This window comes from Amycolatopsis sp. NPDC023774 (assembly GCF_040639695.1).
GTDB lineage: Bacteria > Actinomycetota > Actinomycetes > Mycobacteriales > Pseudonocardiaceae > Amycolatopsis.
Map to the genome: position 1 here is coordinate 1 of NZ_JBFAAJ010000056.1, position 24,209 is coordinate 24,209.

Here is a 24,209-nt window from a genome sequence, read left to right on the forward strand (position 1 = left end):
GACGTCGGCGCCGCGGGCATCGCGCGAGTGGTACATGACCGTGGTCGCCGTCGCGGTCAACGCCGTCGCCAGCACCGCCGCGGGCTCGGTGCGGACGACCGCGCCAGGTCGGCCCGCCGGCAGCGGCGAGGGCGCCTGGTAGAAGTCCGCCGGCGCGGCCGACGCCCCCGTCGGTGACAGCATCGCCGCCATCAACGCGGTCAGGCCCAGCAAGCTCGTCATCACAGAACGGCGCACCGTATCCCCCATCCCACTCCTGCGCACGGCCATCGCGGCGCCCGACAGCATTCTGCACTTCCTCGTGCACAAAGTGTGAGACTTGCGAGAGCCGGGCCACATGATTCACATCTACCGGCATGGCGCATGTCCAGAACTGGTCACCGCCCGGCCTGGCATGACGAGCACGCTGGGACCTTCGCTTAGGGTCATCGGGTGCGTGCTGCGCGACTGGCTGCGGTGATCCTGAGCGGGATCGGCGTGGTGACCTATTTCGCGTGGCTGCTGGAGTTCGTGCTGCCGACCGGGATCTCACCGCTGCAGCAGTCGGCCGAGCAGCTGCTGTGCGCGCAGCCGGTGTTCCGCCTCGCGCTCGGCGTCTCCGGGCTGGCCTTCACCCTCGCCGGGCCGCCGCTGCTGCGCCTCGCGCCCGTGCACTGGATGGCACGGCTGACGGTGGGCTCGCTGGGCGTGTTCAGCATCGCCCTGCTCGGTGACGCCGCCCGGCCCGGCACGACCGCCCTCCCGCTGCTGGCCAACCTGGCGGCCCTGGCCGGTGCGCTCAGCCTCGTGCTGTGGTGGCCGCCCGGCTGGCGCGCGTGGGCCGTGGTGTTCCTCGCGCTGGTGGTACTGACCTGGCTCGCGGCGATCACCGCCGCCCTGCTCGGTCCAGACCACCTTGCCGGGTTGTTCACCCGGGCCCAGATGCTGGTGCGCGCCGCGCTCATCGTGGTCGGGGTGAGCTACGTCGTGGTGACGCCTGGCCCGCGGCGACCTTCCGCGCGTGGCCGGATTCGCGCCCGTAGCCCCCGGTGCCCGTGACCACCCAGATCTACGCCCTGCTCGCCGACAAGGTCGCCGACGACGAGGTCCGCGCCGACCGCCGCCGACGCAAACGCGCGGGACCCTAATCCTCGTTGGCGCTGGTCAGCGGCTATTCCGTCGGATATTCCGCGAGATGTGCGGGAACCCCTAGTCGAGCAAGCCGGTGAGCACAAGCGACGATGCGGGCGATGGTGTTGCCCCACCACGACGGCGAGCTCGGGGACCTGACCACGCAGCCAGTTTGCCTTGTGGTGGCCGCCACCCGTGGCCTCAACGGCTGGGAACCGGGTCGACGAGGCCCCCCGAGTTGGGGGCCCGCTCCACGAGAACGCGAGCTGATCTACGCGGCCGCACCGCTCACACTCCGCTAGGGTCCGTTCGCGACCGGTCGCCGGACCCTCCCCCTCGTTCGGTGGCCGGTCGCCCCACGACAGGAGCCGCGGCCGCGTCGAGGCATGGTCGGGCGACCGATGAGCCGACGGCCAGCCTTGTAGACGGCCGCACCGCAACGACTCCTTAGATGATCGTGTAGGACAAGTCGTCGCTGCCGGTTTGCTCGTCGGGTCGTCGTCCGAGGCCGGTGTCGAGCTCGATCTCGGGCGGTAGCAAGTAGCCGGTCATGGCGTCGAGCAGGCACAGGAATGCGTCTTCGGTGACGACTGGGACGCCGAGGTCGTGTGCTTTTTCCGCTTTGCCGGACAGTCGTGCTCTGGACCGACCGGTACATCGAGGCCGCCATCGCCCAGCTCGGCCGCTACACCTTTACGGGCTCGACTCCGGCCGCCGGCGCCCGGTGTCGCTGCGCGCGACCCGGAGCACCGGAGCTGGACGAGGACGGCGGGTAGGGCGTGAGGACATTGATCGGTGGCTACCGTGTCGCGGGGTGGGGTGGGGGGTTACTGGGCGGTGTAGCCGCCGTCGACGGGAAGGGCGACGCCGGTGACGTAGCTTGATCCGGGGCTGCAGAGCCATAGGACGGCCTGGGCGATCTCCTCGGCGGTGCCGAGGCGGTCGATGGCCTGGCCGGCGGCTGCCTGGTTGCGGTCGAGTTCTCTCCTTTCGACCATGGCGTCGACCATGGGGGTGGCGATGGTGCCGGGGCACACGGCGTTGATGCGCACGCCGCGAGCACCGTATTCGAGGGCTGCGCTTTTGGTCAGGCCGATCACGCCGTGCTTGGTGGCGTGGTAGGCGGCGCGGCCTGGGTTGCCGACGAGGCCGCCGAGCGAGGAGCAGTTGACGATCGCGCCGCTGCCCTGGTCGCGCATGTGGCGCAGTTCGTGTTTCATGCTCGCCCAGATGCCGCGCAGGTTGATGGCTTGGACGCGGTCGAACTGCTCGGCGCTCTCGTCGGCGGCGTCGGTGGGCGGGGGCATGATGCCGGCGTTGTTGTAGGCCATGTCGAGGCGGCCGAAGGTCTCCACCATGCGGTCGACAGCGGTGGCGAGCTGGTCCTCGTCGGAGACGTCGCAGACCAGGGCGAGGGCCCGGTGGCCGGAGTCGGTGAGCTCATTCACGGCGGCGCTGACGGCCGTCCGGTCGATGTCGGCGAGGGCGACGGCGGCGCCGGCTTCGGCGAAGGCGCGGGCGGTGGCCAGGCCCATCCCGGAGGAGGCGCCGGTGACGAAGGCGGCCTGGCCGGTGAAGTCGTAGGTGGGGTTCATGCCGTGGTTGTCCCCTCGGTAGGTGGGCTGGGGCGGACGAGTCGGGAGGGGGGCTCGATGGTGATGCGTGTCGCCCGGCCGAGCTGGTCGGCGCCGACATCGAGGTGGCCGAGGATGAGCAGGGCGGCGGAGGCGGAGGGCCCGTCCTGGTAGAAGAGGGCCAGGTTGCCCCAGGGCGCGTAGTAGGCGATGTCGCCGACCTTGGCCGTGGCCGGTTCGGGGGCACCAGAGGTGTCCAGTTTGCGCGGCAGGTCTGCAACCCGCTCCGTACCGTCGAAGTCCGTGAGGTCCAGGGTGCGTGGGAGCAGCTCGGCGAGGTCGTGGGCGGCGGGGTTGTCGTGTAAGGCGGCCGCGACCGGGCTGGCGTCGAGAGTGACGCGGATGTCCATGTGGTGCTCCTGCCAGAGGCCGACGACGGGGAGGCCGGTGCGGGGGACGGCGCGGGGGGCTGCCGCCTTCTGCCGCCCGGCAGGCTTTGAGACGGAAGGCGTAGGGGCGGCTGGTCCGGCTTGCTGCGAGTTGTTGGAGCAAGCGGTCGCGGCGAGCAGCACAGCGGCTGCTGAAGCGATCCGCACCGGGCTGTGAAGGACTGTGGAGTGCACGGAGAAGACCTCCGGGATCGTCATGCAGGCATGGACGCGGGGCCGGGCGCGAGGTCAGACGGCCGGGGCTGCGGCGTACTCGGCATCGGTGACCGGGTTCAGCCAGTGCACGACGTCGTGGGTGCCGTCGCCCTCGTTGATGGCCAGGTGGACCATCAGCCGGTTCGGGGCGGCGCCGTGCCAGTGCTCCTCGTCGGCCTCGAACAACACGCGGTCGCCGGGCCGGATGACCTCGATCGGCCCGCCGCGGCGCTGGCACAGGCCGACGCCTTCGGTGACGAAGACGGTCTGGCCCAGCGGGTGGCGGTGCCAGTGGGTGCGGGCGCCGGGCATGAAGTGCACCAGGTTGGCGGTGACCCGGGACGGGGCGGGCGCGGCGGCGACGGCGTCGATGTAGACGTCGCCGGTGAACCAGTCGGCCGGCCCCGTGGCGGTGTCGATCGAGCTGCGGGTGATCTGCACGGTTGCTCCTTGTCCGGTGGAGAAGGTCAGGGCGTGAGGAGGGTCTTGATGGCGCGGCGCTCGTCCATGGCCTTGTATCCCCCGGCGACCTGGCCCAGGGGCAGGGTGAGGTCGAAGACCTTGCCCGGGTCGATCCGGCGGGCGAGGACGCGGTCGATCAGGTCGGGCAGGTAGCGGCGGGCCGGGGCGGGGCCGCCGCGCAGGCCGACGTGGGAGAAGAACAGCTCCTGCCCGCCGATCGCTACCTCGTGCGGGACCCCGACGAAGCCGACGCTCCCGCCGGGACGGGCGGTGTGGAGGGCCTGCTGCATGGCCTGGGCGGTGCCGACGCACTCCAGGACGGAGTCCGCGCCGATCCCGTTCGTCATCTCCTTGATGCGGGCGATGCCCTCCTGACCGCGCTCGCTGACGATGTCGGTGGCGCCGAACGCACGGGCCAGCTTCTGCCGCGTCTCGTGCCGCGACATGGCGATGATCCGCTCCGCGCCCATCTCCTTGGCCGCGATCACGCCGCACAGGCCGACCGCGCCGTCGCCGACGACCACGGCGGTCGAGCCGGGCCGCACCTCGGCGGCATCCGCGGCCCACCAGCCGGTGCCCATGACGTCGGACACGGCCAGCAGACCGGGCCAGAACTTCTCATCCGGCACCTCGTCGGTGGCGACCAGGGTGCCCTGGGCGTTGGGGATGCGTACGTACTCGGCCTGGCAGGTCGACATGAACTCGCGGCGCAGGCAGTTCGATTGGAAGCCGTTCGCGCAGTTCGCGCAGGTGTTGTCGGAGGTCGCGAAGGAGCCGACGACGAACTGGCCCGGGCGGAGCGAGGTGACTGCGGAGCCGACCTCTTGCACGAAGCCGACGTATTCGTGCCCCATCGGGTGCGGGTCACCGATCGGCTCAGCGCCGCGGTAGGGCCATAGGTCCGAGCCACACACGCAGGTCACGGCCGTGCGGATGATTGCGTCGGTCGGGTGAAGGATCTTGGGGTCGTCCACGGTCTCGAAACGGACGTCGCCGGGAGCGTGGATCACTGCGCCGCGCATGAGAAGGGTTCCTTTACGTGCCGAGGCGTACGGCCGCCGGATGTCCGGGACCATCGCCGTGTGCAGGGCCGGGTGCGCGCCCGTCGTGACAGGCGGGCGGCAAGCACCACGTCATCCAGGTAACCCGCTCCCGGCGCCCGTAGCGAGACACCACCAAGGGGTGTACTGCCAGTACATCCCTAGGGCCGTGTGCGGGACGTACCGTCGAAGACGTGGACAACCAGGCAGAGGTCCGCGAGTTCCTCACCTCGCGGCGCGCGAAGATCACCCCCGAACAGGCGGGCCTGCCCTCCGGCAGCCGCCGGCGCGTGGCGGGCCTGCGCCGCAGCGAGGTCGCGGCGCTGGCCGATGTGAGCGTGGAGTACTACGCCAAGCTCGAGCGCGGCAACCTCGCCGGCGTCTCACCGGCCATCCTGGAGACCGTCGCCCGCGCCCTGCAGCTCGACGACGCCGAACGCACCCACCTGCTCCATCTGGCCCAGGCCGCGGACGGCTCCGACGTCCTCACCCGGCCCCGCCGCCGCGCCGCCCGGCGGTGGAAGCCGCACCCGAGCCTGCAGTGGACCCTGGACGCGGTCACCGAGGGCCCGGCGTTCGTCCGCAACGGCCGCATGGACCTCCTGGCCGTCAACCAGCTCGCCCGCGCCTTTTACGCCGACGTGTACGCCGACCCCCACAACCAGGAGAACCTCGCCCGCTTCACCTTCCTCAGCCCCGACGCGCGCCGCTTCTACCCCGACTGGGGCCAGGCCGCCGACATCACCGTCGCCATCCTGCGCACCGAAGCCGGCCGCAACCCCCACGACAAGGACCTCCACGACCTCGTCGGCGAACTCTCCACCCGCAGCGACGCCTTTCGCACCCGCTGGGGCGCCCACGACGTCCGCCACCACGGCACCGGCTTCAAGCGCTACCACCACGCGGCCGTCGGCGAACTCACCCTCGCCTACGAAGGCCTGGAGATGACCGCCGAACCCGGCCTCACCCTCACCATCTACACCGCCGAACCCGCCTCCCCCTCCGAACAGAGCCTGCGCCTGCTCGCCTCCTGGGCAGCCACCCCCCAGACCCGCGCACCCGAACCACACGCCGGTGACTGAAAATCCCCGACCGAAGGCGGCCGACTGCATCACGGCGATCCTGTCGTCAAACGATCGTTTGGGCCTGGACCATGTTCTTTCTCAGCGCCAACGGCTATACCGACGTTTCCCGAGGCCGTAGCTCGTGGTGACCGCGGCGTCGCACGCGCTGCAGGCGGCGATGGCCGACGACGAGGACATCAGCCGGCGCCGGCCAGCCGAGGGCGGCGAGTAACGCGCGCGCGGCGGGCGGCGACCAGGTTGTGCCTTCCCCGACCCCGGCACCGGACCGGCTGACGCGGCTGCTGGCCGCATGGCGCCGCGACCTCGAGGCCGAACCGCTCGCCCCGTCGCTGACGATCGCGGTGCTCCGGCGCCGGTGTGTCAAACCGTGAAGGTCAGCCGGGAATGGAACGGGGGTCGTGGCCGTAGGTGTTGCGCTCACCGATCCGGCCGTCCTTGTTGCGGATGAAGTGCTCGACCTTGCGTTCCCGCGCCATGTCCCGGCCCTTGCTAGTGGCGGCCTCCTTGGTGTCGTGGATGTTCGCGGCCCGGCGGCTGCCCTCGACCTTGTTCTTCCACTGCCCGCCCTCGAAAAAGGTCTCGATATCGCCCTTCACGCACTCGTCTCCTTCCGTGCCCGGGCGCACCATCGTGCCCGCTCCCTGCACGGATGCCCGGCTTGATCAGTCGAAACACCCGCACTCAATCGGGGCGGCTCGGGCGGGGCGCCTTTCCCCGGCGACGGGGCGCTCGGCCTGGGTGCAGAGCGCCATCCACGCGGCGAAGGCCTCGCCGTGCCGTGCGAACGGGATGTTGTTGGCCCCGACGTGGTCGGTCGGCGTCGGCGAAGCCGCCGCCGGCGTGACGAGCACAGGACGGCGGTCCGGGGGCAGCGCGACCGGTGGGGGAACGGTCGAGGTCCCCGGCGGTACCCGCCCGGCCGCACCGCGAAACCACCCGTCCGGGCTCGTGACCTGCACGTTTCCCCCGGCGGCGGCCGGACTGTCGGGTTAGGCTCGCGCCAGATGCGCCGAGCGCACCCTGCCCGGCGACCGGCGAGCCGGGGAGGTCCGATGGCCAAGCGCGTGCCGGGTGACCGGTCGGTGGTGCCCGGCTACGTCGAGCCGATGCTGGCCACCGCGGACGGCGGCCGGCTGCGCGACGACGCGAAGTACGCCTACGAGTTCAAGTGGGATGGCTACCGCGCGATCATGCGGGTCGCCGCGGACGGCACGACCGTGCTGACCAGCCGCAACAACAACGACTTCACCGGCCGCTACCCCGAACTCGCCGGCGCGATGGCCGATGCGCTCGGCGGCCGGCGCACGGTGCTGGACGGGGAAATTGTCGCCCTGGACGAGGCGGGGCGGCCGGACTTCGGGCTGCTGCAGAACCACGACACCAGCGGCCGCGCGGTCGCCTACTTCGTGTTCGACGTCCTGCAGCTGGCCGACGACGTCCTGCTCGATCACTCCTACGACGAACGACGCAAGATCTTGGAGGGGATCGAGCCGCCCGACAAGAACCTCGTCGCGATCACCCCCTCCTACAGCCACGCCGACCTCTCCGCCACCGGGATGACCCCGCAGGACCTGCTCGACGTCGCCGCCACAAGCGGCCTCGAAGGCCTGGTCGCGAAGGCCCGGACCTCCAAGTACCGGCCGGGCCGGCGCAGCCCCGAATGGTTGAAGCACCCGCTGATCCAGACGCTCGAGGTCGTGGTCGGCGGCTGGCGCCCGGGCCAGGGCAACCGGGGAGGCCTCGTCGGCGGACTGCTGCTCGGCGCGCACGACCGCGACACCGGGGACCTGCTCTACATCGGCGACGTGGGCACGGGCTTCAGCCACCAGGCGCTGCTCGACGCGCAGGAGAAGCTCGCGCCGCTGGAGCGCGCGCGGAGCCCGTTCGCGAACGCGGTGCCGCGTGACCGAGCTCGCGGCGCCCACTGGGTCGAACCGACCTTGGTCGGTGAGGTCGTCTACCGGCAGTTCACCCCCGGCGAACACCGGCTCCGGCACACCGCGTGGCGCGGATGGCGACCGGATCGTGCGCCCAGCGAAGCGCTGGTCCCGCAGCCCGCCCGCAGCACCGGGAGGTGAAGGGCGATGGCCGAGCAGAAGGTCACCGTGCAGGTCGGGCAGCGCCGCATGGCACTGTCCAACCCGGACAAGCCGCTCTACCCGAACGGCTTCACCAAAGGCGAGGTCGTGCGCTACTACACCTGCATCGCCCCAGTCCTGCTCCCGCACTTGCGGGGCCGGCCGGTGACGTTCGTGCGCTGGCCAGAGGGCACCACAGGTGAGGCCTTCTTCGAAAAAGACCTCCCCCTCGGCGGCCCAATCACCCCCCGCGGCGAGCTGTTCGTGCTGTACATCAAGCGGAGGCACCCGTAGCCGAGATCGCCCAGCCGGTCACCTACCGGCCCTTGCGGCCGGAGGGAGACATGCGCACGCGCAGCAGGAGCCTTACCTGCATGCAGGGGTAAAGCCGCACGTCAGCCCCCAATGACCACGTCACGCGCCATCTCACGCCGAGGGACACGTGATTGACAGTCCTGCATCCTGCATGCAGGATGTCCGCAACCCAGCGCGACAACCAATGGAGGTTGCCATGACCGTGCGCGCCCCCGCGGGGGAGACCGAACTCGAGGCCACGCAGCGGCGGAAGGCGATCCTCGCCGCCTGCATCGGCAATTTCATCGAGTACTACGACTTCGTCGTGTACGGCTACTTCGCCAGTGTCATCGCGAAGTTGTTCTTCCCCAGCAGCGACACGGCGGCCAGTCTGCTGCTCACGTTCGCCGCCTTCGCGGTGAGCTACGCGGCCCGCCCGATCGGCGCGCTGATCTTCTCCCACCTCGGCGACAAGCACGGCCGCCGGACGCCGCTGGCGGTGTCGGTGATCCTCATCGCCGTGTCGACGACCGTGATCGGGCTGCTGCCCACACATGCGCAGATCGGCGTCGCCGCGCCGCTGGTCCTGACGTTCGCGCGCATGGTGCAGGGCATCTCCGTCGGCGGCGAGTACGGCGGCGCGACCAGCTTCATCTCCGAGTACTCGGCCCGCCGCAAGCGCGGTTACTACACCGGCTGGCAGACGTTCACGATCGGGCTCGCCCTGTTCACCGGCGGCGCCGTCGCGACGATCCTCAGCGCGAGCCTGTCCGACGCAGCGCTGAGCTCGTGGGGCTGGCGGCTGCCGTTCCTCGTCGGCGTGCCGCTCGGGCTCGTCGGCCTGTACCTGCGGATGCGCCTCGACGAGACGCCGCACTTCGCCGCAGCGCGAGCCAACGCCGACGTCGTGCGCGCGCCCGTGCTCGCGGGCATCAAGCAGCAGTGGCGCTCGCTCGTGATCGGAATGGGCGTGGTCGTCACGCCCGCGATCTGCGTGTACATCCTGTTCGTCTACACGCCCACCTACCTCGGCCAGGTCCTGGGCCACAGCCGGTTCGAAGCGCAGGCCGCGAACCTCATCGCGCTCGCCTTCTACTGCGCGCTCATCCCCTGCTTCGCCCGGCTGAGCGACCGCATCGGCCGCAAGCCGCTGATGGTCGCCGGTACCGTCGCGCTCGTGGCGGTCACGTACCCGGCGTTCCTCATGCTCGGCAGCGGCGATTTCCTCGTCGTCGTGCTCGGGTTGTGCCTGCTGGGGCTGGCGTTCGCGCCGCACTCGGCGGTGATGCTGGCAGTGGTCGCCGAGCTGTTTCCTACCACCGTGCGCTACACCGGGCTGTCGCTGTCGCTCAACATCCCGGTGACGCTGCTCGGCGGCACCGCGCCGCTCATCGCGACGGCCCTGATCTCGTGGTCCGGCACGACCGCCGCGCCCGCGTTCTTCGTGATCGCCGGGGCGATCGTCTCGCTCGTCGCCGCCTTCGCCGCGCCCGAAACCGCCCATTCCGACCTCCGCACCGCCTAGGGAAAGGTTCGCCATGCGACTGCTCAACGTGGCCGGCCGCGCCGTCCTCGAAACGCCGGAAGGCCGGACGGACGTCGCCACGGCCAGCGCGGGTCGGTTCGGTCCCGATCCCCAGTCCCTGTACGGGAACTGGGCCGAGTTCAGCGCGTGGGCGGCCACCGCGCAGCCCACCGGTGACCAGCCCGGCGGCCCGCTCCTGTCGCCGGTGCCGCGGCCACCACAGGTGTTCGCGGTCGGGCTGAACTACGTGAGCCATGCCGAAGAGACGGGCCTGGCCGCGGCGACCGGGCGGCCGCTGACGTTCACGAAGTTCCCCAGCAGCATTGCCGGCCCCGACGGTGACCTGGTGCTCTCGGGTGACCAGGTCGACTGGGAAGTCGAACTGGTCGCGGTGATCGGGTCGCCGGCCCATCGCGTCTCCCCCGATCAGGCGTGGGACCACATCGCGGGGCTCACCGCCGGCCAGGACTTCTCCGACCGCGCCGTGCAGATGGCAGGCGCGCCGCCGCAGTTCTCGCTGGGCAAGTCGTTCCTCGGCTACGGCCCGCTCGGCCCCGCGCTCGTCACCCCCGATGAGGTCCCCGACCGCGACGACCTCCTGCTCACGTGTCAGGTCAACGGTGAGACCGTGCAGGAAGGCCGCAGCAGCCTGATGATCCACCCGGTCGCGGAACTCGTGTCCGAACTGTCGCAGATCTGCCCGCTCGGGCCCGGTGACGTGATCTTCACCGGCACCCCGGACGGCGTTGGCATGGGCCACACCCCGCCGCGGTACCTCAAGCGCGGCGACACGGTCGTGACGACCATCCAGGGCATCGGGACGATGACCCACCGGTGCGTCGGGGGCCCGGCATGACCACCAGGCGGGTGCCGCGCTGGGCCGAGCTCGCGCCCCTCCTGCGGCCGAAACCCGTGGTGCTCAACGGCTCTCGGCGCCGGCTCGCCGGCGCGGCGACGGTCGACGACTTGCGCCGCGTCGCCCGCCGGCGCACGCCGCGCGCGGTCTTCGACTACACCGACGGTGGTGCCGGATCCGAGCTGTCGATGGCGCGCAATCGGGCGGCGTTCGACCGCGTGGAGTTCCGGCCCGGCGTGCTCCGCGACGTGTCCGCTGTAGACACTTCGGCGACGATCCTGGGTGCTTCCTCCGCGTTGCCGCTTGCGCTCGCACCGACCGGGTTCACGCGCATGATGCACCACGAGGGCGAGCTCGCCGTCGCCCGCGCTGCGGCGGCGGCCGGCGTGCCGTACGCGTTGTCCACCATGGGCACGACGTCCGCCACGGCCCTGGCGGCCGCGGTACCACAGGTGCGCCGGTGGTTCCAGCTGTACCTGTGGCGCGACCGCGACCGCAGCCGGGAACTGGTGCGCGCCGCGGAAGCGGCCGGGTACGAAGCTCTTGTGCTGACCGTCGACACTCCCGTCGCCGGGACGCGGTTGCGCGATGTCCACAACGGAATGACGATCCCGCCGTCCTTGACCGCGCGGACCTTCCTCGACGGCGCGGTGCGGCCCCACTGGTGGTTCAACCTGCTGACGACGGAGCCCTTGCAGTTCGCGTCGTTCAGCAACTGGGAGGGCACCGTCGCGGACCTCGCGAACCACATGTTCGACCCGTCGGCCACGATCGCCGACGTCGCCTGGCTGCGGGAAACGTGGCCGGGCAAGCTGATCGTGAAGGGCGTGCAGCAGGCCGACGACGCAGTCGCCGCCGTCGACGCCGGTGCCGACGCCGTCGTCGTCAGCAACCACGGCGGCCGCCAGCTCGACCGCGCGCCCGTACCGCTGGAGGAACTGCCGTCGGTCGTCGCGGCCGTCGGCGACCGCGCCGAGGTCTACCTCGACGGCGGCATCCGCACCGGCGCCGACGTGGTCGCCGCGATCGGCCTCGGTGCCACCGCGGTCCTCATCGGCCGCGCCTACCTCTACGGCCTCATGGCCGGCGGCGAACCCGGCGTCCGGCGAGTACTGGACCTCCTCACCGCGGAAGCGCGGCAGACGATGCAGCTGCTGGGGGTCTCCTCGGTGCAGGACCTGACTCCGGACCGCGTGCGCTTGCGCTGACGGCCGAGGTCGTGCGGTGCGCATCCCCACGGCCGGGGTGCGCACCGCCGACCATCGAATCGCACTCCGCTCCGCGTCCGGTGATGCACACCGCCACCGATGCGGGATCGAGGACCGCGGCCCAGACCGCAGACAGGCCGAGACAAGCGATCGCCGCAGGCAAGGTGGGCCCGCGGCCGCAGTCAGCCGGGAGGCTCAAGCGATGCGCGAATCCTCACGATCACGCCGCCGCCATTCGCGGCGGACGCGTTCGGCCAGGTTGTCCAGGTGGACGGTCGCCGCGCGGCCGGCGGCCTCGCCGTCGCGGGCGGCCAGAGCGGCGAGGATGCGGGCGTGTTCGGGCACGGCCTGGACCTGGTTGGAGCTCCACGCGGTCGAGTAGGTCGCCAGGATGACCCGCGCCTGCACGCGTTCGAGGTGCTCGACGAGGCACGCGTTGTCGCAGTGGGCCTGGACTTCCTGGTGGAACTGGAAGTCCGCCTTCTGCGCCGCGCGGGTGTCGCCGCGTCGCACGGCCGCCTCGAACTCGGTGTGGATCTCGGTGAGGGCGGCGACGTCGGCGTCGGCGAGCTGGGGAGCGGCCAGCCGCGCGGCCAGACCCTCGAGCGGGGCGCGGACGGCGAGCGCGTCGAGCAGATCGCCGCGGCCCGGGGTCGGCACGAGCGCGCCGCCGGGCGTGAGGATCATCAGGCCGTCGGTGGCGAGGCGCTCGATCGCCGCGCGCACCGGGCTGCGGCTCATCCCCATCTCTGCGGCGAGCGACACCACGCTCACCCGCCGGCCCGAGGGGAACCCGCCCTCCAGGACGCCGTCGCGCAGCTGCTGGTAGGCCAGCTCCGTCAGCGACTTCGGCCTCGGCACGCGTTCGACCACGTCCACCCTCCCTGTTCCTTGCATGCAGCATACGCCGCCGGCTCACGCCAGGATCCCGGCTCCCGCGAACCCGCCGTCGACGGCGAGCACGCTTCCGGTGACGTACGCGGCTTGCGGCGAACACAGATACGCGACGGCACTCGCCACGTCTTCCGCCCGGCCGTAGTGCCGCATCGGCACGACCCGCTCCCACGCGCGGCGCACGTCCGCGCTGTGCTGCGTGGCCGCGAGCGGCGTCTCGATCGGCCCCGGCGCCACGACGTTCACGCGGATCCCGTGCTCGGCCAGCTCGACGGCCATCACCTGGCTCAACGTCACGACGCCGCCCTTCGCGGCACCGTAAGCGGCACGGCCGGCGTTGCCCCGCACCCCCGAAGCGCTCCCGATGTTCACGATCACTCCACCGCCGCGCGCGGCCATCACCCGGGCACACGCCCGGCCGACCAGGAACGTGCCGCGCAGGTTGGTGCGCACCACCAGGTCGAACAGCTCGGCGGACGTTTCGAGGAACGGCGCGACCCGGCCGATCCCCGCGGCGTGCACGAGGCAGTCAAGCCCACCGTGGGTGCGGACGACGGAGTCGACGAGTGCGTCCACTTCGGACTCGTCGGTGACGTCGGCGCGTTCGTGGTGGATGCCGGGCCGCGGTGGCACGAGGTCGGCGACCACGACCGTCATCCCGTCGGCGGTGAGCCGTTCGGCCACCGCGGCGCCGATCCCGGACGCGCCACCCGTGACGATCGCTACTGTCATCACGCCCTCCTCACGCGACGGTGCCGCCACCGTCGACGACGTACTCTGCACCGTTGAGGTGGCGCGCATCCGGCGAGACGAGGTGGGCGACGGCCGCCGCGACGTCGTCGACCCGTCCGTACGGCACCGTCGCGGCGCGGTTCACCCCGGTACCGGTCAGTGCCTGGGTCTCCTCGTTGATGGCGCGGATCATGCGGGTTTCGATCGGCCCCGGCAGCACCGCGTTGACCCGCACGCCCGTGCCCGCGACCTCCAGCGCCGCCACTTTCGTGAGCCCGACGACGGCGTGTTTGCTCGCGACGTACCCGGCGAGGTTCGCTCGGCCGCGGATACCGGAAGTGGACGCTGTGTTGACGACGGCACCGGAACCCCGCTCCTTCAAGTAGGGCAAGGCGGCGCGCAGGCCGAGGAAGACACTGTGGACGTTCGTGCGCATGACGCGTTCGAACACATCCTCGGGGTAGGCCTCGAGCGGCCGCACGGCACCTTCGACGCCGACGTTGTTGACCAGCGCGCCGAGCCCGTGCCGATCGGCGACCTCTCGGACGAGGGCCTCGACCTCTTCGCGGTCGGTCATGTCCGCTCGGCGCGCTTCGCCACCAATCTCGGCGGCAAGGCGAGTGGCGCAGCCGCGATCCACGACGACGACTTTCCAGCCGTCCCGGGCGAGGCGCCGGCAGATCGCGGCTCCGATCTCGCCGGCGCCACCCGTGACGATGGCCGCTGTCACGGGATCCGGCGCTCGATCAGCCGCCGGTCTTCGACGGCGAACCCGCCGCCGTAGACGGGGGTCTTCATCGACTGCGCGCTGAGGACCTCGGGTGCCAGCTCCGTCAGCGGGTCGAACCGCGACGGCAGCAGCTGCAGGTCCACACGCCCGCGGATCGGCTCGGAGTTCCGGATCGGCGTGCGGCGGTAGACGACGTCGGCGTAGGAAACCCCGACGCCGGACGGGTCGGGCAGGCGCCGGACGTGCAGCTCACCGCCGGGCTGCTCGTCGTCGTCGGTGAGCCGGACGAGCGGCGCGGCCGGGTCAGGCGTGAACGCGAACGCGGCCAGCGGGATCGAGCGGCGCGTGACGGACCCGGTGACGCTGCCGTCCTCGGCCTCGAAGAACTCGAAGTCGCAGTCCTTCTTGGTGTACCCGAATAGCTCCCGCCCGGCGGCGAGGCCCATGGGGTCGCTGCAGTACATGTAGAGGTGGGTCTGGGTGTAGAGGTCGCGGTAGCGCACCGGGACGGTCACCATGAGGTCGAACATCCGCCCCCGGTGCAGCGACAGCGTGTGCCCGGGCGAGAGCATGAACCGGAACGCGACGCGGTCGTTGACCACCTCGAACCCGGTGTCCGCGAGCAGCTTCGCGACCTTCCCGCGGTCGACTCGCGTGACCACCTCGACGGTGTGGATCCCGGTCTCCCACTCCAGCGGATACGCCGGCGAGTACGGCGGGTTCACGCCGCCACCGGGGTGCATGTCGAACCGACCGAACATCGATGTGCCTCCTCGTCGAAACAACTCGCGCCATCCTGCATGCAGCATGCATCGAGTGTCAAGGTGGACGGTTGATGATTGATGCTGCTCAAGTCGGGCGGGGGCAGCTTCCGCGGGAACCCGGCTCCTGCATGCAGGTATCCGTCGCCCGATTGCTCGACAGACTCGCTGCAGTGGTGGTGACCGCGGTGATGGTGCGCTGCAGGATCGCAGGGGTGAGGCGGAACGAGAGCATCGACACGTTCACCGCGGCGATCGGGGTCCCCTGGAAGCCCAGGACGGGCGCAGCGACGGAGGTGAGGCCGACCTCGTACTCCTCGGCGCACACGACGTGGCCGGCGGGGTGCTCCTGACGCAGGCGTTTCAGGAGGGCCGCCGCGGTGCGCGGGGCGCCCCGACGGCCGGGCAGCGGGCCGGTGGGGAGGATCGCGGCGACCTCGCCGGCGTCGAGCCCGAGGAGGAGGGCACGGCCGCTCGAGGTGCAGTTCAGCGGGGTGGTCCGGCCGATCCACTCGTGGGCCTGGATGCCGTGGCCGGACGACTCGCTGAGGACGGTGAGCGCCGACGAGCCCTCGCGGACGGTGAGGTACGCGGCCTCGCCCAGGTCGCGCGTCAACGCGCGGAGAGCTTTCGAGGCGGTACGGCGCAGGTGGCTGTCGGTGCCGGCCGCGGCGAGGGCGAAGACGCGCCAGCCCAGCGCGTACTCGAGGGTCTGCGGGTCGCGCTCGGCGAAGCCGTCCTCGGCGAGCGCTTTGAGCGTACGGGAGACCTGCGTCTTCTCGGTGCCGAGCGCGTCGGCGACCGCCTGCACACCCAGCGGGCCGGAGCCGAGCGCGGTGAGCACGCGCAGGGCCCGGTGGACGCTCGTGAGGCTGTCATTGGCCATGCCTCCAGGGTTGCTGTGCCGTGCGCGGAGCGCAACTATGGTTGTCGTCGACCCACGGGCGTGCTTAGCGTGACGATCATGTGCGGAATAGTCGCGTGGTACTCGCCGGCCGGTCGTGATCTCCTCGATACGGGAAGGGAGATGCTCGGCCGGATCGTCCACCGTGGACCGGACGACAGCGGCGAGGCATTCGTGGGACGGCGGACGTGGCTGGGACACAACAGGTTGTCGATCGTCGGGCTCGAGGACGGCGCCCAGCCGCTGGACGGACCGCGTGGCTGGGCGATGGTGTGCAACGGCGAGATATACAACGACGCCCAGCTGCGCGAAACCCTGCCCCACTACCGCTTCGGCACGGGCTCGGACAACGAATCCGCCCTGGCGCTGATCACGATGCACGGTCCCGGGGTCCTCGACCGGCTCCAGGGCATGTGGGCGCTCTGCGCGGCCACACCGGACGGCCGCTTCGTCGCCGCCCGTGACCGGATCGGCATCAAACCCCTGCATTGGGCCAAAACCGGCAACGCGGTCCTGTTCGCCTCCGAACTGCGCGCCTTCCCGGTCGCGGTCCAACGCGATGTCGAGACGTTCCCGCCCGGCTGCTGGTGGACGCCGGAGGAGGGCCTCGTCCGGTTCGCCGAGGCCGTGACAGCGGCCGCGATCAACCCCGAGGAGACGGAACGCCGGACGCGTGAGGTGCTCGTCGACTCGGTCCGGCGGCACCTCATGGCCGACGTCGAGGTCGGCGTTTTCCTCTCGGGCGGGCTCGATTCGAGCATCGTCGCCGCTGTCGCCGTGCAGGAGTACGCGCGGCGCGGCTTGCAGCTGAAGACGTTCTCCGTCGGCACCGCGGATTCCCCCGACCTCACCGCCGCCCGCGAGGTCGCGGCGTTCCTCGGGACCGACCACCACGAGGCCGTCTTCGACGCGGCTCAGGCGATCGCGGCACTGGACGACGTGATCGCGTCGGTCGAATCGTTCGACGCGGGGCTCATCCGCAGCGCCGTCCCGAACTGGTTCCTGGCCGAGCTCGCGTCGCGGCACGTGAAGGCCGTGCTGACCGGCGAAGGCGCCGACGAGCTCTTCGCCGGCTATGGCTACTACCACGAACGCCACCGCGCGCCGGGCGCGCTGCGGCGAGAGCTCGTGCGGACGGTGAGCCTGCTGCACGGCCTCAACCTGCAACGCTGCGACCGCGTGACGATGGCCCACGGCCTCGAGGCCCGCGTGCCGTTCCTCGACACCGCCGTCGTCACCCATGCCATGTCCCTGCCCGACGAGGTCAAGGTGCTCGGCCCCGACGGCATCGAGAAGACCCACCTGCGCCGCGCCTTCACCGGCTGGCTCCCCGGCTCGGTCCTCTGGCGCCGCAAAGCGGAATTCGGCACCGGCAGCGGCGCGCAGGACCTGTTGACGCCGTACTGGGAAAGCCGCATCACCGACGCCGACCTCGCCGCGAACCGGACGGCGCAGGTGCGGTCCAAAGAAGAGCTGGCCTACTACCGCGCGTTCCGCCGGGCACTGCCGGAGATCCGGCCCCGCTCGGTCCTGACGCGGTTCGCCGTGGCCTGATCACCGCCTCGCCACACGGCGGGGGATTCGTCCTCCGGTCTTCACGAGATACCGCTAAACGGCGCGGCGTTCGACCCGGGTTCCGCGCGGTACGGTGAGGGATAGGAGATCGCTGGGTGCGTCGAGCTCGATGCGGTAATTGATCACGTTCCGGTCGCCGCTGACCATGAACTGCACCGCCTGGTCCGCGGCATCCTTGTCGGGTACCGCTTGCCCTGCGGGAGTCACGGCGATCAGGGTCCAGGTCAGGTTCTCGGGGGGGCTGTGGAGGCGCGCGCGATGATCTCGATGGGCTCGGAGATCACCGCGGTCACGTCCTGCTCCGGCGTGGTGTTCATCAACGACCGCAAGGCTTCCCGCCCCAGCTCGGCCAAGGGCATGCGGACTGTGGTCAGCGGCGGCTCGAAGCAGTGCGCGAGCGGCAGGTCGTGGATCGCGATGACCGAGATCTCGCGCGGAACCTGCACACCGGCTGCCCGGGCGCCGTTGAGCGCGCCGGCCGCGGAGGCGACGTTGGCGACGACCACGGCGGACGGCCGGTTCGGCTGGGCCAGCAGTTCACGCATCGCCTGCTCGCCACCGTCGGTGGTGTAGGAACCGGAAACGATGGCGCAGGGCGTCAGCCGGCGCGAGCTCATCGCGTCCTTGAACCCCGCGAGCCGACGGCGGGCGCTGTCCAGTGTGTCCGGGCCGGCGATGTGCGCGATGTCCCGGTGGCCCAGTGCCACGAGATGATCCACGGCCAAGGCGACCGCGGCCGGGTCGTCGAAGAGAACGTACCGGTCGTGCCCCGGGATCCGCTGGTTGAGGGAGAGCCAGGGCAGCCGTTCGGCCGGCGGAGGCAGGAGCGTCGCGGCGACAGGTGCCGCCACGAGCAGCCCGTCGATCCGGCCTGCCTGCAGCAGTCCGAGGAACTGCTCGGCCCGGCCGGACCCCGGCCGGGCGCTGCCGGTCACCAGCAGCAGATCGTGGTGATCGGCCTCTTCCTCGATGGCCGTCACGATTTTCGCCCAGATCGGATTCGCGAAATCGGGGATGACCAGGCCGAAGGTCGAGGTCCGGGCGGTCCGCAGGCTGCGGGCGATGGCGTTGGGCTGATAGCCCAGCTCCGCGACCGCGGCCATCACCCTGGCCCGTGTCGCCTCCCGGATCTTGAGGGTGGCGTCCTCGTTCAGTACCCGCGACACCACGGCCCGGTCCACTCCGGCCTTGGCGGCGACGTCCGCCATGGTGGGCCGTTTGCTGTTCCTGATCATCCGCTCCTGTCCAGTACTTCGATGCCGTCATCGTACTGATGTCTTGACACCTCACCGCCAGGCAAGTTCAATCATGTGACTTCAGCAGTCAATCGATTGAACGATGGAGCTTACGTGCACACGGGAACCACGCCCTTCGACCTACTCGGCCGGCTCTGGGGTGACGACACCATGGCTGCGGTCTGGTCGGAGCGAGCGACCGTCGAAGCCTGGTTGAGTGTCGAAGCCGAGCTGGCTCGCGCGCAAGCGGCGGCCGGGGTACTTCCCCAGGCCGACGCCGAGCTGATCGCCGAAGCGGCCACCGTCACCGGGCTCGACACCGAAGCCCTGTGGGCGGGGGCACGCAACGTCGGCTATCCGATCCTGTCGCTGGTGCGTGCCATCGCGGCCAGGCTGCCGGACGGCCCGAACGGCCGGGTGCACTACGGCGCGACCACGCAGGACATCATGGACAGCGGTTTCGCGCTGCAAAGCGTGCGGGCCGCCGACCGGCTCGATGGACTGCTGGGCGAGCTCGGCGACGCCGTCGAGGCGGTCATGACCGCCCACGTGCACACCGTGATGCCGGGCCGGACGCACGGCCAGCAAGCGGTCCCCACGACCTTCGGGGCGACGCTGGCCTCCTTGCTCGCCGAGCTCGCCCGGCACACCCGCCGCGTGCGCTCGGCCCGGGCCGCGGTCGGCGTGATCTCGCTGTTCGGGGCCGGCGGCACCAGCGCGGCGGCCGGGCCGACGGCCCCGCAGGTGCGCCACGACCTGGCCCGGCGCCTCGGCCTGCGCGGCAGCGACGTGCCCTGGCACGCGGCGCGGGATTCAGTCGCCGAGTTCGGCACGCTGTGCGCGGCGCTGTCGGCGACCTGCGCCCGGCTCGCCCGCAACGTCATCGACCTCGGGCGGACGGAGATCGGCGAGCTGGCGGAGGCGGCCGGAGACCACCGGGGAGCCTCCTCGACCATGCCGCAGAAGGCGAACCCGATCCTGGCCGAGGCGGTCCGTCCAGAAACTGCTGCGTGAGACGCTCGAACGCGCCGGCCTGCACGGCCACGACGGACAACCCCTCCACTACACCCCGCACGACTTCCGCAGAATGTTCGCCACCGAAGCCGTCACCGGCGGCCTGCCGGTCCACATCGTCTCGCGTTTGCTCGGCCACAAGAACATCAACACAACGCAGGCCTACCTGGCAGTCTTCGACGAGGAACTGGTCCGCTCCTACCAGACCTTCCTCGACAACCGTCGAACGCTGCGCCCTGAGGCCGAGTACCGCGAACCGACCGAGACCGAATGGCGCGACTTCCAGCAGCACTTCCACACCCGCAAACTGGAACTCGGAGAGTGCGGCCGCCCCTACGGAACACCCTGCAAACACGAGCACGCCTGCATCCGCTGCCCGAGCCTGCGCCTTGATTCGAAGGCCCGACCTCGTCTGCTGGAGATCGTCGCCAACCTCCGCGACCGCATTGACGAGGCGAAGAGCAACGGCTGGCTCGGCGAAGTCGCCGGCCTGCAGACCAGCCTGAACGAAGCCACCCGCAAACTGGTCAGCCTCGACCGAGCACGCGAGCGCCAACCGACCGAGCCGGTCAACCTGGGCCTGCCGGTCATCGTCGACCCGAGGCCGTGACCCTGGAACACCATCGCGCGTTCGGCCGACCTCGCCGTCGGCCGAACGCAGTGCTCCTCACCGCTTCAGCTTCAGGCAAGCCGATCACGACCATTCGCGAGTGACTGTGACCAGCACGCTGATCACAGTCACCGTGCCCGAGACCAGGGCGAGCACCACGCCTCGATCCAACGGAGATCACTCCTCGAGTAATCCGGCAAGCTCTCTCCGTGACACGGCCGCCCCACGCTACGGTCGTGCACGTGACCGACGCCGGCTTCCTGACCGAAACCCGGGCGACTTACGACACCGTCGCCACAAGCTACGCCGAAATCGTTCCGGCCATGGACGATGACCATCCGGTGGACCGCGCGGTGCTCAACGCGTTCGCGGATCTTGTCCGGGCAGCCGGCAGTGGACCAGTCGCCGACATCGGCTGTGGCACCGGCCGGGTGACCGCGTTTCTGGACAGGGCAGGCCTCGAGGTCTCCGGTATCGACCTATCCCCGGGGATGCTTGCCGTCGCCCGGCGAAATCATCCTGGGCTTCGGTTTTCGGAGGGCTCGATGTTCGCCCTGGACTTGCTGGACGGTACCCAAGCCGGAGTCGTGGCTTGGTACTCCGTGATCCATATGCCGCCGGAGCGACTGCCTGCGGCGTTCGCGGAGTTTCACCGTGTGCTGGCTCCTGGCGGCTACTTACAGCTCGCCTTCCATATCGGCGATCAACGGAACCACAAGACGCAGGGCTATGGGCACGACGGCATTTCGCTGGACGTCTACTTGCTGCCGGTCGAGCGGATCTGCGAGCTGCTGAGCCAGGCGGGGTTCGCGCTGGACACGCGCGTCGTACGCGAGCCGGACGGTCGCCTCGCACGAGCGCCGCAGGGTTATCTGCTCGCGCGCAAAGCAACCGAGTCGTGAGGACCGCGCGTTCCAAGATCCGCGCCACACAAGATGATCTTGAACCCGCCACGCTTCCCCCTCCGTCCCGGAACGCATTGAGGGCTTGTCACTAGGTTGATGGGATGGGGTGGAATCTGGGCGAGCTCATCGCGAAGTACGACGTACCGGGCGCACAGATCGCCGTGCTGGCCAACGGGGAGATCGAGGACGAGGCCGCGGGCGTGCTGAGCCTGCACACCCGAGTGGAGACCACGACCGACTCGGTGTTCAAGATCGGCTCGATTACCAAGATCTGGACGGCCACGTTGATCCGGCAATTGGTGACCGACGGGGTCCTGGACCTCGACCGGCCCGTTCGCGACTATGTGCCCGGCTTCCGGCTGAGCGACCTGGCCGCCACCGAATCCCTGACCGCCCGCCACTTGCTCACCCACACCGGCGGCATCGATGGCCAGCACGTCCCCGACACCGGTCGCAACGACGACGCGATCGAGAGGTTCGTGGCCACTCTCGCCGAGGCGGAGCACCTCTTCCTGCCGGGCACCCTGTTCTCCTATTCAAACAGCGGGTACGTGGTGCTCGGTCGGCTCGTGGAGGTGCTGCGCGGCAAGCCCTTCCACGACGTGCTGCGCGAGCGCCTGGTGACACCACTGGGCCTGCCCACCGTCGCCACCACCACGTACGAGGCGATCCTGCACCGGGCGGCGGTCGGTCACGTCGAGGCCGACGGCCAGCTCGCGCCGACGAAGAGCTGGGCGGTCCGCTACTTCTCCACACCCAGTGGCTCCCACCTCGCGATGAGCGCACGCGACCTGCTGGAGTTCGTCCGCCTGCACCTCGACGACCACGGGCTCGCGGCCCTGCGCGAACCCCAGCTCGAATCCGTCCCGGACTTCGGCGGCGGCATCCTCGGCTGGGGGCTCGGCTGGATGCTCTACCGGGACGGCGTCGTCGGCCACACCGGCGTCTCCAAGGGACAGAAGGCCTTCCTGCGCGTCGTCCCGTGGGCCGGGGTGGCGGTGGCCGTGCTGACCAACAGTTCGGGTGCCGAGCCGCTGGCCCACGAGATCTTCGGCACCGTGCTCAGGAATCTCGCCGGCGTCGAGACGGAACCACTGCCGGTGCCGCCCGTGAATCCGGCCCGCGTCGACGTGGACCGCATGTGCGGCACGTACCGCACCACCCTGTACGACTTCACCCTCACCGTCGAGAATGGCCGCGCCTTTCTCAGCCGTCGACCCCGCACCGAACTCGCCCGGTCCTTCCTCGGCAAGCCCGAAGACCGCGTCGAGGTCGTCCGCCTCAGCGACACCGCGATCATCACCGCCGAATCGAAGGTCGATGGCCACCAGGTCCTGTCGTTCATCGGTTCCGACGGGCACGGCCGCGCCCGCTTCCTGCATAACGGCGCCGCCGCCTACCGGATCGCCTGATGGTCACCGCGGGCGAGGTGGGCGCCGTGGCTCGCACGCGGCTGGCCAAGGCTCTTGGTGACAAATAGCTCCGATATGTGACAAATATCGACGGCAGTCACCACCGGCGACACAGCTAAAGGGATTTGTCGTGGTCACGTCTCTTGCCCGCTTGCAGTGTCACTGTGGTGAGGTGACGGATCGGGGCACTGGTGAGCCCGGCGATCGCACAGCCCACGAGCGCACAGGCACTGACCACTACCGCGGCGCCGGGTCCGACAGCGTGTGCGAGAGAGCCCAACGCGTTGTTGGTGAACAGCAACGCCGCGCTTTGCACCAAGGTCAGCAAGGCCTGGACGCGAGTGACGTACGCCACCGGCGCCGCACTGAGCATGATCGGACTGAGGCTACTGACGAATACCCCCGTTCCAGCGCCCGCGAGGAATGCGCCTCCGATCGTGAGTGTGAGAGGGGTGCTCAGAGCGACGGTGAGCTGGCCGGCGCCGACCACGACCAGCGCAACCAGTCCGACCAGGCCAGGACGGGCTCCAGCGCCACGCTTGCTGACGAGCAGCGTCGAGATGATGGTGCCGCAACTTTGCGCGCCGACCAGTACACCGGCGACGCTCGGGTTCCAGGAGTGTTCGCGGGCCAGCAGCGGAACGAGGATGCTGGCGAACGGCAGGATGAGCCCGGCAGCACCCGCGACAAGAAGCAGCGCCGAGCGCACTGCAGGAGTCGTCAGCGCCAGCTGCACCCCCTCGGCGGCTTCCCGCAGCAGGTGCTTGCGCTGGTCGAGTGAGCCGGGCGCGAACCGTGGGCGAATCCGGATTAGGACGACCAGCACGATCGCAAACGTCAGCGCATCGGCGCCCGCGGCAGCCGGAAGCCCGGCAAAGGCGGCCAGCACCCCGCCGAGCGGCGCGCCGACCATCGACACCAGCTGGGTCCCGCTCTGGCGCAACGCCAAGGCCCGCACGAGCTGATCGCCGCTCACCAGCAGTCGCGGCATCGATCCTTGCGAAGGAACATAGAAGGCGCCGTTCGTGCCGATGATCAGCGCCGCGACAACCAACAAGACCGCGGGCGTGCCCACCCAGTTCGCGGTGATCGCAACAGCCACCGCCACGACCAGCATGACCGCATCACCGACGATCATCACCCGCCGCGCCCCGACGCGGTCACCCACAGCGCCACCCACCAACAGCAAGATCGTCCGGGGCAACGACACCGCCGACAAGACAAGACCGGCAACCACACCTCCATGCGCCGAAGCGGCCCAACCCAGCCCGAAAGACAAGACCGCATCCCCCAGCTGCGAAGCCAAAGCGCCGCTCAGCCACACCAAGAAATCTCGTGGCAACCGGTCCTGTGCCCGCGCGGACCCGGCGGCACTCACGTCAGCTTCCCCCGGAGAGAACAGGCGACTCCTCACCGGTCACCTTGGGAGGCGCAGTATGTCAGCGGGCCACGACAGAACCTGCCCCTTGTCGTTGCTTCGTGAAAACTGACCCCCAGGAGTCTTCCGAAAGTTGACCCCTCTGAGGTAGGAGGGTGCTGAACGTGGAGGACTGGGCGGAGA

25 protein-coding genes and 1 pseudogene are annotated in these 24,209 nt (G+C 70.3%); 12 read left to right on the forward strand and 14 right to left on the reverse strand.

The features are described 5' to 3' along the window. A pseudogene (locus AB0F91_RS44740) lies at window positions 1-222 on the reverse strand (lipase); the annotation flags it as partial. Window positions 223-432: 210 nt separating this feature from the next. On the opposite strand from AB0F91_RS44740, the gene AB0F91_RS44745 reads away from it, so the two are divergent. Next, complete coding sequence (locus AB0F91_RS44745) at window positions 433-1,038, forward strand: hypothetical protein (RefSeq protein ID WP_360608190.1); 606 nt, start codon at window positions 433-435, stop codon at window positions 1,036-1,038. An 899-nt stretch (window positions 1,039-1,937) separates the two neighbouring features. Here the strand turns inward: AB0F91_RS44745 and AB0F91_RS44750 are convergent. The 4 genes from AB0F91_RS44750 to AB0F91_RS44765 form a co-directional block, all read right to left on the reverse strand. Then, the gene (locus AB0F91_RS44750; protein ID WP_360608192.1) at window positions 1,938-2,705 is read right to left on the reverse strand and encodes a glucose 1-dehydrogenase; all 768 of its coding nucleotides are present in this window, start codon (window positions 2,703-2,705) and stop codon (window positions 1,938-1,940) included. Continuing rightward, window positions 2,702-3,094, reverse strand: a complete 393-nt coding sequence (locus AB0F91_RS44755) for a cyclophilin-like fold protein (protein WP_360608193.1) — start codon at window positions 3,092-3,094, stop codon at window positions 2,702-2,704. Before AB0F91_RS44755 ends, AB0F91_RS44750 begins: the two co-directional genes overlap by 4 nt. A gap of 267 nt (window positions 3,095-3,361) precedes the next feature. Continuing rightward, entirely contained in the window at window positions 3,362-3,769 is a 408-nt protein-coding gene (locus tag AB0F91_RS44760) for a cupin domain-containing protein (protein WP_360608195.1), read from the reverse strand. A 26-nt stretch (window positions 3,770-3,795) separates the two neighbouring features. Next, window positions 3,796-4,812 (reverse strand): zinc-dependent alcohol dehydrogenase family protein, encoded by a 1,017-nt coding sequence (locus tag AB0F91_RS44765; protein WP_360608197.1) that lies wholly within the window; start codon window positions 4,810-4,812, stop codon window positions 3,796-3,798. 212 nt (window positions 4,813-5,024) lie between these two features. On the opposite strand from AB0F91_RS44765, the gene AB0F91_RS44770 reads away from it, so the two are divergent. Next, on the forward strand, window positions 5,025-5,912 hold the full coding sequence (locus tag AB0F91_RS44770; protein WP_360608199.1) for a helix-turn-helix transcriptional regulator: 888 nt from the start codon (window positions 5,025-5,027) through the stop codon (window positions 5,910-5,912). A 377-nt stretch (window positions 5,913-6,289) separates the two neighbouring features. Here AB0F91_RS44770 and AB0F91_RS44775 read toward each other — a convergent pair whose 3' ends face one another. Continuing rightward, on the reverse strand, window positions 6,290-6,511 hold the full coding sequence (locus tag AB0F91_RS44775; RefSeq protein WP_360608201.1) for a DUF2188 domain-containing protein: 222 nt from the start codon (window positions 6,509-6,511) through the stop codon (window positions 6,290-6,292). A gap of 456 nt (window positions 6,512-6,967) precedes the next feature. Between AB0F91_RS44775 and ligD the strand changes: the two genes are divergently transcribed. From ligD to AB0F91_RS44800, 5 genes are all read left to right on the forward strand, one after another. Further along, on the forward strand, window positions 6,968-7,993 hold the full coding sequence (gene ligD, locus AB0F91_RS44780; protein WP_360608203.1) for a non-homologous end-joining DNA ligase: 1,026 nt from the start codon (window positions 6,968-6,970) through the stop codon (window positions 7,991-7,993). Between the two features lie 6 nt (window positions 7,994-7,999). Next, the gene (locus AB0F91_RS44785; protein WP_360608205.1) at window positions 8,000-8,287 is read left to right on the forward strand and encodes a hypothetical protein; all 288 of its coding nucleotides are present in this window, start codon (window positions 8,000-8,002) and stop codon (window positions 8,285-8,287) included. Window positions 8,288-8,504: 217 nt separating this feature from the next. Beyond that, window positions 8,505-9,812: an MFS transporter gene (locus tag AB0F91_RS44790; RefSeq protein WP_360608207.1), complete on the forward strand. Its 1,308-nt coding sequence runs from the start codon at window positions 8,505-8,507 to the stop codon at window positions 9,810-9,812. A 13-nt stretch (window positions 9,813-9,825) separates the two neighbouring features. Next, window positions 9,826-10,668 (forward strand): fumarylacetoacetate hydrolase family protein, encoded by an 843-nt coding sequence (locus AB0F91_RS44795; RefSeq protein ID WP_360608209.1) that lies wholly within the window; start codon window positions 9,826-9,828, stop codon window positions 10,666-10,668. Next, on the forward strand, window positions 10,665-11,876 hold the full coding sequence (locus tag AB0F91_RS44800) for an alpha-hydroxy acid oxidase (protein ID WP_360608211.1): 1,212 nt from the start codon (window positions 10,665-10,667) through the stop codon (window positions 11,874-11,876). Before AB0F91_RS44795 ends, AB0F91_RS44800 begins: the two co-directional genes overlap by 4 nt. Window positions 11,877-12,071: 195 nt before the next feature. On the opposite strand, the gene AB0F91_RS44805 is transcribed toward AB0F91_RS44800, so the two are convergent. The 5 genes from AB0F91_RS44805 to AB0F91_RS44825 form a co-directional block, all read right to left on the reverse strand. Then, entirely contained in the window at window positions 12,072-12,755 is a 684-nt protein-coding gene (locus AB0F91_RS44805; protein WP_360608213.1) for a GntR family transcriptional regulator, read from the reverse strand. A 36-nt stretch (window positions 12,756-12,791) separates the two neighbouring features. Further along, the gene (locus AB0F91_RS44810; protein WP_360608215.1) at window positions 12,792-13,502 is read right to left on the reverse strand and encodes an SDR family NAD(P)-dependent oxidoreductase; all 711 of its coding nucleotides are present in this window, start codon (window positions 13,500-13,502) and stop codon (window positions 12,792-12,794) included. 10 nt (window positions 13,503-13,512) lie between these two features. Then, entirely contained in the window at window positions 13,513-14,232 is a 720-nt protein-coding gene (locus AB0F91_RS44815; RefSeq protein WP_360608217.1) for an SDR family NAD(P)-dependent oxidoreductase, read from the reverse strand. Further along, window positions 14,229-14,993: an acetoacetate decarboxylase family protein gene (locus AB0F91_RS44820; protein WP_360608219.1), complete on the reverse strand. Its 765-nt coding sequence runs from the start codon at window positions 14,991-14,993 to the stop codon at window positions 14,229-14,231. Before AB0F91_RS44820 ends, AB0F91_RS44815 begins: the two co-directional genes overlap by 4 nt. Before the next feature lie 88 nt (window positions 14,994-15,081). After that, window positions 15,082-15,879, reverse strand: coding sequence for an IclR family transcriptional regulator (locus tag AB0F91_RS44825; RefSeq protein WP_360608221.1), 798 nt, complete (start codon window positions 15,877-15,879; stop codon window positions 15,082-15,084). Window positions 15,880-15,957: 78 nt separating this feature from the next. Here AB0F91_RS44825 and asnB point away from each other — a divergent pair, with 78 nt between their 5' ends. Beyond that, window positions 15,958-17,451 carry an asparagine synthase (glutamine-hydrolyzing) gene (gene asnB, locus AB0F91_RS44830; protein ID WP_360608224.1) on the forward strand — a complete coding sequence of 498 codons (1,494 nt, stop codon included), beginning with the start codon at window positions 15,958-15,960 and terminating at the stop codon, window positions 17,449-17,451. 54 nt (window positions 17,452-17,505) lie between these two features. On the opposite strand, the gene AB0F91_RS44835 is transcribed toward asnB, so the two are convergent. After that, window positions 17,506-17,679 carry a hypothetical protein gene (locus tag AB0F91_RS44835; protein ID WP_360608226.1) on the reverse strand — a complete coding sequence of 58 codons (174 nt, stop codon included), beginning with the start codon at window positions 17,677-17,679 and terminating at the stop codon, window positions 17,506-17,508. Between the two features lie 17 nt (window positions 17,680-17,696). Next, window positions 17,697-18,707: a LacI family DNA-binding transcriptional regulator gene (locus AB0F91_RS44840; protein ID WP_360608228.1), complete on the reverse strand. Its 1,011-nt coding sequence runs from the start codon at window positions 18,705-18,707 to the stop codon at window positions 17,697-17,699. Window positions 18,708-18,821: 114 nt separating this feature from the next. On the opposite strand from AB0F91_RS44840, the gene AB0F91_RS44845 reads away from it, so the two are divergent. The 4 genes from AB0F91_RS44845 (at window position 18,822) to AB0F91_RS44860 (ending at window position 22,648) form a co-directional block, all read left to right on the forward strand. After that, window positions 18,822-19,721: a lyase family protein gene (locus AB0F91_RS44845; protein ID WP_360608230.1), complete on the forward strand. Its 900-nt coding sequence runs from the start codon at window positions 18,822-18,824 to the stop codon at window positions 19,719-19,721. After that, window positions 19,714-20,331 (forward strand): site-specific integrase, encoded by a 618-nt coding sequence (locus tag AB0F91_RS44850; RefSeq protein WP_360608236.1) that lies wholly within the window; start codon window positions 19,714-19,716, stop codon window positions 20,329-20,331. Before AB0F91_RS44845 ends, AB0F91_RS44850 begins: the two co-directional genes overlap by 8 nt. Window positions 20,332-20,573: 242 nt before the next feature. Further along, a complete protein-coding gene (locus AB0F91_RS44855; RefSeq protein WP_360608232.1) occupies window positions 20,574-21,233 on the forward strand; it encodes a class I SAM-dependent methyltransferase in 660 nt (219 codons plus the stop codon). A 104-nt stretch (window positions 21,234-21,337) separates the two neighbouring features. Beyond that, window positions 21,338-22,648, forward strand: a complete 1,311-nt coding sequence (locus AB0F91_RS44860) for a serine hydrolase domain-containing protein (RefSeq protein ID WP_360608234.1) — start codon at window positions 21,338-21,340, stop codon at window positions 22,646-22,648. A 115-nt stretch (window positions 22,649-22,763) separates the two neighbouring features. Here the strand turns inward: AB0F91_RS44860 and AB0F91_RS44865 are convergent, their stop codons facing one another. Then, a complete protein-coding gene (locus AB0F91_RS44865; protein WP_360608238.1) occupies window positions 22,764-23,972 on the reverse strand; it encodes an MFS transporter in 1,209 nt (402 codons plus the stop codon). Window positions 23,973-24,209: the final 237 nt, after the last annotated feature.